The 1,923-nt window shown below is 59.6% G+C and carries 2 protein-coding genes; one reads left to right on the forward strand and one right to left on the reverse strand.

The genetic code is table 11. The annotated features are described in order from the left end of the window. On the reverse strand, positions 1 to 435 hold a 435-nt coding region (locus tag JJE47_07195), incomplete at its 3' end, for an alpha/beta hydrolase (GenBank protein MBK5267204.1). A gap of 23 nt (positions 436 to 458) precedes the next feature. Here JJE47_07195 and JJE47_07200 point away from each other — a divergent pair. After that, positions 459 to 1,923 (forward strand): polysaccharide biosynthesis protein (locus tag JJE47_07200; GenBank protein ID MBK5267205.1); only part of this gene is annotated, 1,465 nt, incomplete at its 3' end.

The raw sequence follows: 1,923 nt of genomic DNA on the forward strand, positions 1-1,923 counted from the left end.
GCGCGGTTCGAAAGCCGCTGCCCGCAGCACGAGACCTCCCCCCAATGAAAGACCGATAAGCGTGACCCGGCTGAGTTGGAAGTAATCCAGAACTGCTTTCACGGGCCTATGCCATTCGTGTGTCATGGGTAGGCCTGCTTCATTGAGCGCCCCGCCCTGACCAGGACCTTCGAACGCGACAATGTCGTAGCCAGCATCGCGCAGATAAAAAAAAGCCGACAGCAACTCTTCGATGTAACTGTCGAACCCGCCGAAGAAAACGATCGTACCTTTGGATTGGGCAGGTGTGAAGCGGTAAGCTGGCAAGAATCCTTCGATCCGATCATCGGCATAAGGTATTGTGTGACGTTCAACCTGGTCGAGACCATAGACTTCCCGGATTGCGCCCAGAAACTTCTCGCGGGCAATTTTCCTGTCGGCATCGTCTGGCTTCATTCGAGGAGTCAGGCGGGATCGTCGTGGCAGCGTTCGCGACGACCGCCACCGTATTCGTTGTCGTCTGGTCAAGGCCCGGTCCGAATCTGGTTCCCCTGTCCGCGGTCCTTGCGGCAGGGGCCTACCTGAGCATTGGTGCGTTCGGTGTCCGCTACATCCTTCGACTCGTGGTCGAACGGAGTTCGCCACATCGCATCGGAACGGAGCGGTTGTTGGTGTTTGGGGCGGGTGACGCCGGATATCAAGCAGCCAAGGCCCTGCTTCACGATCCGGCCTCCGATCTCACGCCGGTGGCCTTTTTGGACGATGACGTGTCGAAGCGTTCGTTGCGTCTGCTGGGTCTTCGAGTCGTTGGTGGCAGGGGACAGATCGCCGCGGCTGCCGCCGAGTATCAGGCTTCCTCGTTGCTCATCGCCATTCCTGCGGCACCCCATGGCGAGCTGGTGAAAATCGCCGATGCCGGTATCGACGCCGGCCTCGCAGTCAAGATCTTGCCCTCGCTTTCTAAGATCGCCCTCGAAGGTATCCGGGTCAAAAACATCAGAGAGATCGAACTGGCCGACTTCCTCGACCGGGAAGAGACCCATCTTGACCTCAAGGCGATCGGCGGGTACATCACCGGGAAAAGGATCCTCGTTACCGGGGCGGGCGGATCCATCGGAACCCAGCTCTGCCAAACCCTCATGCGCTTTGCCCCTTCGGCCATCCTGGCTCTCGACCACGCCGAGAACAACCTGCACCGCCTCGGCCTGTCGGCGGCCGGTGACAGTTCCGAGACCCCGCTCCATCTCACTCTCGGCGATGTCCGCGATGCCGGGCGTATGCTGGCGCTGTTCGAGGAGTATCGACCCGACGTCGTCTTTCATACCGCCGCCCACAAGCACGTCCCGTTCCTCGAGGAGTTCCCCGAAGAGGCCACCAAGACCAATGTCTTCGGAACCTTGAACGTTTTGCAGGCTGCCCACAAGGCGCAGGTTGGCACGTTTGTCAACATCAGCACCGATAAGGCTGCCGATCCCATTAGTGCGCTCGGGATCACCAAACGGACCGCTGAGCTGCTCACTTCGTACTATTCGACGTTCGCCGACGGGAAATATCTGTCAGTGCGGTTCGGCAACGTGTTGGGATCGGACGGTTCGGTCATCCCAACGTTTCGGGAACAACTTCGCCAGAACAAGCCGCTCACCATCACCCACCCTGACGCCACCCGCTACTTCATGACCGTTGCCGAGGCTGTCGAGTTGGTGATCCAGGCTGGTTCGATGGGCACCGAAAACGATTTGTTCGTGTTGGATATGGGCGAGCCCGTTCGTATCGTCGATCTGGCCCGCAGGCTGTCGGCAGCCCTGCGACCCGGGATGCCACTCCAGATCGAAGAGATCGGACTTCGTCACGGGGAAAAGCTCCACGAAGTACTCTTCCACGACTCCGACGAATCGGTGGAGAAACCGCACGATCGTATCTGGCGTTGCCGGGTGGAACCGCTCA

The organism is Acidimicrobiia bacterium (assembly GCA_016650365.1).
GTDB lineage: Bacteria > Actinomycetota > Acidimicrobiia > Spongiisociales > JAENVV01 > JAENVV01.